The sequence below is a fragment of the Haliscomenobacter sp. genome (assembly GCF_040403615.1).
Lineage (GTDB): Bacteria > Bacteroidota > Bacteroidia > Chitinophagales > Saprospiraceae > Haliscomenobacter.
This window is the reverse complement of record NZ_JBBAKG010000016.1, coordinates 76,113-85,489: the sequence shown is the minus strand read 5'-3', so window position 1 is coordinate 85,489 and position 9,377 is coordinate 76,113. Positions and strand designations below refer to the sequence as shown.

Genomic DNA, 9,377 nt, shown 5'->3' with positions numbered 1-9,377 from the left:
CAAATAAACTATAAACAACAAACTTAGACATGAAAAAACTATTGTTCACAATCGCGGGGATAGCTTTTCCGGCCCCCAGTACGAGTTCATGAAAAACAACGCGAGCACCATCAATACCAACCTCAAACACTTGTGGATTTCGATGGGGGGCCAGGCAGACATTGCCTTCAACAATTGTAAAGTCATGATGGCCAAATTTGACGAGCTGGGAGTCAAGTACCAGTACAGTGAATATTCGGGGGGCATACGTGGCCGGTGTGGCGGCATGATTTGTTTCTATTTGCGCAGGTGTTGTTTAAGTGATTTTTGAAAAAATGGATGATAATTTGGCAAATTTCAATTTTATAATCTGCCAAATCAATGTTAATTACTCAGATTTGGCAGACTATAAAATCAAAGCTTGCCAAATCTAGTGTTTTTCACATCAATTTGGCGAGACAATAAGCAATGAAAATTGCAGGCAGACAAGAGGAAATCGCACTGCTACAAAGCCTGATCGAAAAAGAGAAATCCTCCTTTGTCGCTGTTTATGGCAGAATGAGGCTAGGTAAGACATATCTGGTTTCAATCACTTATTCAGCTTTTAGTTGTTGACTTCAACATCAGTTTTTCGATCGGCTTCAGTTGTCGGGCAGACAGTTATAAAATTACAGCCCTGCGGTTTTGCAAAAAAATCCTCGCTTCGCTCCATTCTTTTTCGGAACTTCGCAAAGCCGAAGCGCATTATACCAAAGCCTACTTTTAAAATGATCATTACCTATCCACTCCTTTTAGATGGTGGTCTTTCTAATGAACTGGAAAGGCAAGGGTGCGATCTCAATCAAAAATTATGGAGTGCGAAATTGCTGGAATCCAATCCTGAAGCAATCATTCTTGCCCATCTCTCTTATCTTGAATCTGGTGCTGAATGCATTATTACTTCCAGTTATCAGGCTACCCTGCCCGGGTTTATGGCGATTGGTTATGACGAAAATTCGGCCAAAGAATTGATTCTTAAATCCGTTCAATTGGCAGAGGAAGCAAGAAGCCGTTTCCTGGCATTAAAACCACATGCATCAAAACCTTTGATTGCGGCCAGCATTGGTCCTTACGGAGCCTATCTGGCCGATGGCTCTGAATACCGGGGGGATTACGTTATCGCTGATCAGGACTTAACGGACTTTCATCAACCAAGAATCATTTTACTCGATCATTCCACGGCAGATCTGCTTGCTTGTGAAACTATTCCTGGTTTTCAGGAAGCTAAGGTGCTATCAGAAATTTTAAAAAATGTAAAAAAGCCCGCCTGGGTATCCTTTTCCTGTAAGGATGGCAAACACATCAGTGATGGAACCCCCATTGAGCAATGTGCTGCTTATTTCGCTGATCACCCGACGGTATTTGCCATTGGGGTGAACTGTACTTCCCCGGAATTTATTTCCCCATTAATTCGATCCATCAAAACGAAATCAGGGAATAAAAGGATAGTGGTGTATCCCAATTCAGGCGCCGTTTACCATGCTGAAAGTAAAACCTGGTCGGGTCTTTCGGATCTGCCTTCTTGTGAACTCATGGTGAAAGAATGGATGGATTTGGGCGCGGATATGATTGGAGGTTGCTGTGGCGTTGGCCCTGAACAAATTAAAGCGATGGGCCAATCATTTCTAAAATAGATTCTTAATGTTAACTTAGAGCTTGTCATAGGACTGATCCTGTAGGGAAAATAAACATCTACATATGAAATACTTTATTTTTTTAAGCATACTTACCATTGGCTTCTCCATTTCCAGCTTGCCAAAAAATGGCTCATTCAAACCCGTAGAAATTTCGCAACAGCTATCCGCTGAATTTGTAAATCCCCCCTCGTCCTATCGGCCAGGTGCTTTCTGGTGCTGGTTGAATGGAAACATGAGCACTACCTCGATTACCAGAGATTTGGAAGCCATGAAATCCAAAGGAATGAACCGGGCTGAAATCTGGGATGTGGCGGCCATCCGGAATCCATCTTTTATTCCGGCCGGGTCAGAATTTCTGGGAGACGAATCGGTAGGCCTGATCAAACATGCGATAGCAGAAGGCAAAAGATTAAAAATGAGCATTGGGATTGTTGCCTCCAGCGGGTGGAATGCTGGCGGATCATGGGTTACACCTGATTGGGCATCCAAGAATCTCTATTGCTCCACGCTGGATGTAGCGGGACCACAGGTCCTCAGCATTGACCTACCCTTTCCAAAATTCCCGGAAGGCTGTCCAATGAAAGACCAACATACGCCGGTTTTCTACAAGGATGTTTCGGTACTTGCGGTTCCTTATGATGAAAAAAAGAAAATCAGTGATGTTGCTCAGATAAAAAGCCTTACCCCATTTTTTAAGAATGGCAAATTGGAATGGAATGTTCCGGAAGGGAAATGGACCATCCTTCGGTTTGTTTGTTCAAACAATGGCCAGCGCTTGATCGTACCCTCCCCTAATTCGAATGGTCTTTTTATTGACTTTTTTGACCCCAATGCGACCGTCAGGCATCTAAAATATTTTATGGACCGCCTCGGTGTAACTCCCGAAAATTCTTCCGAAGCTGGTCTGGCCTATTTTGAATTCGACAGTATGGAGCTTGCTGAAGGCACGCCATGGACCGACGCATTTCCCTCCATTTTCAAGGAAAGACGGGGATATGATTTGGAGCGGTATTTACCCGTATTGGCAGGATGGGACATCAACAATTGTTCGGATCGCTTTCGTTACGATTTCAAGGAAACCGTTAGCGACCAGCTGATTTATAGCCATTATCAAACCGGCACTGAATTCCTGAAAAAATACCATGCCGAGCTTGTTTCTGAATCCGGCGGTCCAGGGCCACCCGTTTGGGAAACCTGCCCGGTTGACGCTTTAAAAGCATTGGGTGCCGTCTCCGTTCCAAGAGGCGAATTTTGGATACAGCACCGCAACATGTTTTTAATCAAAGAGGTATCAAGTGCTGCTCACATCTATGGAAAAAAAATTGTGGATGCCGAGTCTTTTACAACCTGGAGAAGATGGAAGGATTCGCCCTTTCAAATGAAAAAAGCAGTAGACCGGGCCTTTTGTGAAGGCCTCAACAATATCACCTTCCATACTTTTGCCAGTACCAATCCGGAAGACGGCCTCCCGGGCAGGACCTATCATGCTGGGTATGATATGAATCCGGGCACAACCTGGTGGTCCAAGTCTAAACCCTTTATGGATTACCTGTCGCGGTGCAGCCATTTGCTACAACAAGGATTATTTGTGGCCGATGCCTGCTACTATTACGGTGACCAGACCCCTAATTTCTTCCCGTTCTTTCATGATGCTCCGGAAAAACCCCGCCTCAAAGGGCTAGGCAATGCTTATGATTTTGATGTGGTAAACACCGATGTCATTCTGAACAGGATGTCAGTTAAGGATGGCCGACTGGTTTTGCCAGATGGCATGAGTTATTCCATCTTGATGCTACCCGATCAGGTGCAGATGACCATGGAAGTGCTGGAAAAAATAATGAAACTCGTAAAAGCAGGCGCTACTGTTGTCGGGCCCCGCCCAGAAACGGTTCCTGGTTTAAAAGATTGGGAAAAGAAAAATAGTACCCTGAATCGACTCGCTGCTGAGTTATGGGGAGCCTCCGATGGCCAAAAAATCTTTGAACATACCTATGGGAAAGGGAAGATAACCTGGGGCATTGCTGCGGATCAGGTTTTGAGTAAACAATCAATTGAGCCCGATTTTAGTTTTACCGGAACTTCGCCAATCGATTACATCCATCGGACCACAGAAATGGGAGAAGTTTATTTTTTGAGCAATGAAAGTGAAAAGACCGTAAACACGATAGGCCAATTCAGGGTAAAAGGGAAATATCCGGAAATATGGGACCCATCAACAGGTACCATTTCCCAGGTTGCAGCTTATACCCAAGCGAAACGGACGACCAGTTTTGAAATCGAACTTCCTCCCCACGGTTCCACCTTTGTCGTTTTCAACAATACCAAACGAAGTAAATTGGCTGCCTTGACCGACCTAAAAAAAGGGGCGGTGGAAACAAGCATTTCTGGGCCCTGGAAGGTGAGTTTTCCACCAAATTGGGGTGCTCCAGCATCAGCAGTTTTCGACCAATTGATTTCCTGGACAGCGTCCGAAAATACCGGAATAAAATACTTCTCCGGAACGGCGGTTTATCACAATTCTTTCAAGCTCAGCGATGGAGCAGACAAAAAAACAATCCTGCTTGACCTGGGAGATCTGCGGGATGTGGCCGAGGTTTTTATAAATGGGAAATCTGCAGGGATCTTATGGAAAAAACCCTACCAGGTAGACATCAGCCAATTGGTTCAGCCTGGTAAGAATGATCTCCAAATAGAGATTGTTAATTTGTGGATCAACCGACTTACGGGTGATATGCTACTGGACCCAAAAGATCGGTTCTGCAAAACGAATCAGTCTTACATGACTTCAGAAATTTGGCCCGGCGGAGATGAACCGTTCAGGATTCAGACTGCAGGGTTATTGGGGCCAGTTACTTTAACCGAAAGGTAGCATTGGTTATTGGCATTTTCTACCACGCTAAAAGCAGGTTATACTCATTGGAACAAGTGCTGATCCTGGACAAAAAAAGTCGTAGCGTAGTGCGTATTCTGTATTGTCCGGAAGGAGGTTTTTAAATATTGCGTACTTCGCATTTTGTATTGTTGCTGAAGTAGTTGTGCGTTTCATCGTCAATCAATCTATTCATTATCAGATTGGTGAATTTAAAAATCGCTGATATTTGGTGGTTTAGCGCGCCTGTTTTATCTTTACCAAGTGGACGCGACAAGTGTTATTTTCCCCTCCGCATATTTTTTTCATTCAATTTTAGTCAAACGCACAAACCGCACATTTGCACGCCACACCACAATCCAAGCTTGCAAAAGAGCCGTTTTTCTCAACGCTTGGATGAAATTCCTAATATTCACAACTTATATTTGAGCAGCTAAGAAATGAACAGCCACGAAATAGAACACAATGTAAAACGCATCATTGAGAACTTCTCAAAAGAAGGGTTTCTGTATGATTTGCTATTGGCTTACGGCATTTCTAAAACTTCCATTACCCGATTGAAGAGTGGAGATTTCAACCTTTCAAAAGTTGAAGGTGAAATACTTTACAAAAAGAAGGTATTTTTTCAAGAAGAGAAATCCGACAAATTATTGAGTACGATAGAAAGCGTAGCGAAGGAAGAACGTATTTTAAAACATGCGCCACGTTTTGCCATTCTTACGGACTATAAAAGCTTAGTGGCAAAAGATTTGAAACTGGGTAAAAACTTAGACATAGCGATTAAAGATTTGCCCAGCCATTATGCTTTCTTTTTGCCACTTGCAGGCAGCGAAGTGTACCAATCTGCCAACGACAATGAAGCCGATAGAAATGCTGCCTATAAAATGGCAATATTATACGATGAGCTAGTAACCAAAAATCAAGACATCTACAACTCTAAGGAAAGTATTCACAACTTGAATATCTTTCTATCTCGGTTGTTATTTTGCTTTTTTGCCGAAGATACCGAGATTTTTGAAGGCGATAGCATTTTTACAAACACCTTGTATCAACACACCAACGCCAATGGAAATGATACCAACGATTTTCTTGACCGACTTTTTAAACGTTTGAATACACCGGATACTGAGCTGGTCGATGTGCCTGCACATTTTGCCCAATTCCCTTATGTAAACGGTGGTTTGTTTAGAGACCCGATTGAATCACCAAAATTCAATGCAAAAGCCCGAAAAATTTTGGTGGAATTGGGCGAACTGAATTGGCGGGACATCAATCCCGATATTTTTGGTTCGATGATTCAGGCAGTGGTAATTCCTGAATACCGCAGCGATTTGGGAATGCACTATACCAGTGTGCCCAACATTCAGAAACTCATCAAACCCTTGTTTTTAGATGCGTTGTACGAAGAATTTGAAACTTGCAAAACCATTACGCAACTGCGAAAACTCATCAACCGCATTGCAAAAATCAAATTCTTTGACCCAGCCTGCGGAAGCGGAAATTTTTTGATTATTACGTACAAGGAAATCCGTTTGCTCGAAATAAAAATCCTGCAACGCATCATTGACCTTAGCCCCACACCTGCTATGGAGTTTACTTCCATACAGCTTTCACAATTTTACGGCATTGAGTTGGACGATTTTGCCCACGAAATGGCCATACTCTCACTTTGGTTGGCCGAACACCAAATGAACAAAGTATTTGAAGAAATGCTTTTTGATTACGGAAAATCTAAACCCATTTTGCCACTGAAACAGGCGGGACAAATAGTTTGTGGCAATTCGGCTCGTTTGGATTGGAAAATCGTTTGTCCGATTGGGAAAGATGATGAGGTGTATGTGATTGGAAATCCGCCATTTTCAGGAAGTAGAAAACAAAAAGAAGAACAAAAGAGGGACTTGGCATTCGTCTTCAGAACAGATTATAAAAGTTTAGATTATGTTTCAATTTGGTTTTATAAGGCTTCTAAATATATATCTTGCCAAAATTCCAAAGCTGCTTTCGTATCTACTAATTCGATTAGTCAAGGATTATTAGCAACTATAATATGGAAAAGAGTTTTAACAACAGAAATTGAGATTGGCTTTGCATATCAATCTTTTACCTGGACTAATAATGCGAAAGGGAATGCAGGTGTGACAGTTGTAATAGTAGGACTTCGAAATTTTTCCAGTCAATCGAAATATATATTTCGAGACAACATTCAGAAGGAGGTGAAAAATATTAATCCGTATTTGGAAGATTCTAGCTCTCCAATAATAACAAAGATGAGCAAATCAATTTCAGGCTTTCCAGAAATTAATTTCGGTAACATGCCAGCTGATGGAGGAAAATTGATTTTTTCGGAGAAAGAAAAAAATGATTTTGTTCAACTAGAACCTAAAAGCAGTATATGGTTCAAGGAACTAGTTTCTTCTAGAGAGTACATCAACGGCATCAAAAGGTGGTGTTTGTGGTTAGTTGGGGTTAGTGAAAGTGAAATAAACGAAATGCCACATGTGAAAAAGTTAATTGGAAATATTCGAGAATTAAGGCTAAAATCCTCTCGACCTCAGTTAGCGAATATTCCACACTTATTTGCTCAGATTACACAGACTGCTGATTCAAACTGTATAATAGTTCCTAGAATAACATCGAAAAGAAGAATGTACCTTCCAATTGGAATTATAAACTCAAATGAGGCTATTGTTACCGATTCACTTTATACTATCTCCACAAATGAAGCATATCTATTTGGAATTTTATCGTCAAGATTACATACCATTTGGGTCAAGGCTACTGGTGGAAAAATGAAAACTGATTATAGATATGCGAAAGACCTCTGCTACAATACCTTCCCTTTCCCTGACATCACTCTCAAACAAAAAGAAAACCTAACCTTGTATGTGTTTGCCATTTTAGATGAACGCGCCAGGCATCCCGAAAAAACAATGGCACAACTGTACGATCCTGATAAAATGCCCAAGGGTTTGAAGCAAGCCCACGAAGAACTGGATCGTGCCGTAGAACAATGTTACCGCTTGCAGCCCTTTACATCAGACACCGAGCGTTTGGAGTATTTGTTTAGGATGTATGAAGAAATGAGCAGACGGGACACTTTATTTGCGCAGCAAAAAACGGCCAAAAAAGCGAAGAACAAATGAGGGTAGAAGATCAAAACATAGAATACAAGAGCCTTAAAAAAGCCCTTGGCGACAAGGCCAATCACCGGGATTTGGCCGAAACTTGCGTGTGTTTTGCCAATGCACAGGGAGGAGAAATTATTATTGGCGTTGAGGACAAGGAAGAGGCACCGCCGCCAGCTCAAAAAATAAAACAGGAAGACATCAATGCGTTGGTCAAATCGTTGCGCCAGCTCACCGATGGCGTCAGTATCATCACCAGCGATGTTAAAATACACGAAAATGGCGGAGCATATTTTGTGCTGAATATCCAACCTTCCACTCGCGTTATTGCAACCACCTCTTCAGGTAAGGTTTTTATTCGGGTCAGCGACAATTGTTACCCGGTGGGTAGCGATGAACTGACCAACCTGGCCGCAGAAAAAACAGCCTTTCAGTGGGAACTCATCACTGCACAAAAAATAAAATTAGCGGATGCCGATCCTCAAAAAGTAAAAAGTTTGATCACGGACTTGCGCAAGTCTGAAAAAGTATCCGACTTTATAAAAGAAAAAGCCGAAGATGAAATGTTGGCGTTTTATCAATTATTGAACCCAGAAGGCTTTTTAACCAATTTAGGGGTGCTTTGGCTGGGCCACCCTGGCCAAATAGCCCGCCTGAGTTACCCAGTTACCGTGCAGTACATCGTTTACAACGACCGGGAGGAAAAAATTCGCAAAAAAGAATGGCATTTCCATTTGCATAGCCCCAAGGAAATTTTGTTGGAAATAGAAAAAGAGGCTACTGAGCTAACGTACAGCACAGAATTGCCCGATGGCCTATTTCGTAAAAATATGCGGCAATACGCGCGGGAAGTAGTTCGCGAGCTGTTGGTGAATGCCATTGCGCATAAAAAATATACTGTTTCCGGCGATATTTTTATCGAAGTATATCCGGACAGGTTGAAAATCACCAGTCCGGGAAGTTTGCCATTGGGCGTCCATTCGAAAAATATACTCCACGAACGCCAACGGAGAAATCCGCATCTGATTCAACTCATGGCGCACTTGCGACTGATGGAAGGCGAGGGTTCCGGTTATGATTTGGTGTATGAAAAACTGGCCCGGGACGCCAAACCAATGCCTGAAATTGAAAGTGATTTTACGAAAGTCAGTGTAACGGTTTTTTCCAGGACGATGAATCCTGAAGTGATTTCCATTTTGGATTACATAGAGAAGCATTACACCCTTACACAAAAGGAATACATTACATTGGGCATTATTGCCTCGCACAAAAAAATGCCGGCTACGCAACTGGCGTCGCATTTACAGTTATCGCAAGACGACCGAACCAGAACGTGGCTTGGAACACTTTTGGAAAAGGAAATTTTGGTTTCACATGGAGAGAAAAAAGGGACGCAATATTTGCTCAATCCGAGGTTATTTGAACAGGCTAAATTAAACATTACGCCTTCGCTAAAAACAATGGAAGCGTATCAATTGGAAGCGTTGATAAAAGAGGATCTGAAGTACAATGGCAAAAGTTCAATGCGTGCCATCAAGAACCGGATGAAAGAAGTACATGAGGCAGATATCCAAAAAGCGGTTTATAAATTAGTGGCTAATGAAGCATTAACGGCATCAGGGTCAAAAAAATCCAGGGTATATGAACTGGTTAAAAAAAAATAAATGAAAAATAAAGCAAAAATAAAAACACCTAAAAAACTGATATTTAGCTGTTTAAATTTAGGTT

At 42.1% G+C, this 9,377-nt stretch carries 4 protein-coding genes and 1 pseudogene; all 5 read left to right on the top strand.

Annotation, left to right across the window (positions count from 1 at the left end):
- Positions 1–67 precede the first annotated feature (67 nt).
- Positions 68–303: pseudogene (locus ABW391_RS07655) on the top strand (esterase); the annotation flags it as partial.
- Positions 304–746: 443 nt separating this feature from the next.
- Entirely contained in the window at positions 747–1,652 is a 906-nt protein-coding gene (gene mmuM / locus ABW391_RS07650) for a homocysteine S-methyltransferase (RefSeq protein WP_353481258.1), read from the top strand.
- Between the two features lie 64 nt (positions 1,653–1,716).
- A complete protein-coding gene (locus ABW391_RS07645) occupies positions 1,717–4,524 on the top strand; it encodes a glycosyl hydrolase (protein ID WP_353481257.1) in 2,808 nt (935 codons plus the stop codon).
- Positions 4,525–4,964: 440 nt separating this feature from the next.
- On the top strand, positions 4,965–7,667 hold the full coding sequence (locus ABW391_RS07640; RefSeq protein WP_353481256.1) for a class I SAM-dependent DNA methyltransferase: 2,703 nt from the start codon (positions 4,965–4,967) through the stop codon (positions 7,665–7,667).
- Positions 7,664–9,313, top strand: a complete 1,650-nt coding sequence (locus tag ABW391_RS07635; protein ID WP_353481255.1) for an ATP-binding protein — start codon at positions 7,664–7,666, stop codon at positions 9,311–9,313. The genes ABW391_RS07640 and ABW391_RS07635 overlap by 4 nt, the downstream gene beginning before the upstream one ends.
- The last annotated feature ends 64 nt before the right edge of the window (positions 9,314–9,377 follow it).

Coding starts and splice junctions, on each gene's coding strand:
- ABW391_RS07645 (WP_353481257.1), top strand. CDS start 1,717: ATGAAATACTTTATTTTTTTAAGCATACTTACCATTGGCTTCTCCATT.
- ABW391_RS07635 (WP_353481255.1), top strand. CDS start 7,664: ATGAGGGTAGAAGATCAAAACATAGAATACAAGAGCCTTAAAAAAGCC.
- mmuM (WP_353481258.1), top strand. CDS start 747: ATGATCATTACCTATCCACTCCTTTTAGATGGTGGTCTTTCTAATGAA.
- ABW391_RS07640 (WP_353481256.1), top strand. CDS start 4,965: ATGAACAGCCACGAAATAGAACACAATGTAAAACGCATCATTGAGAAC.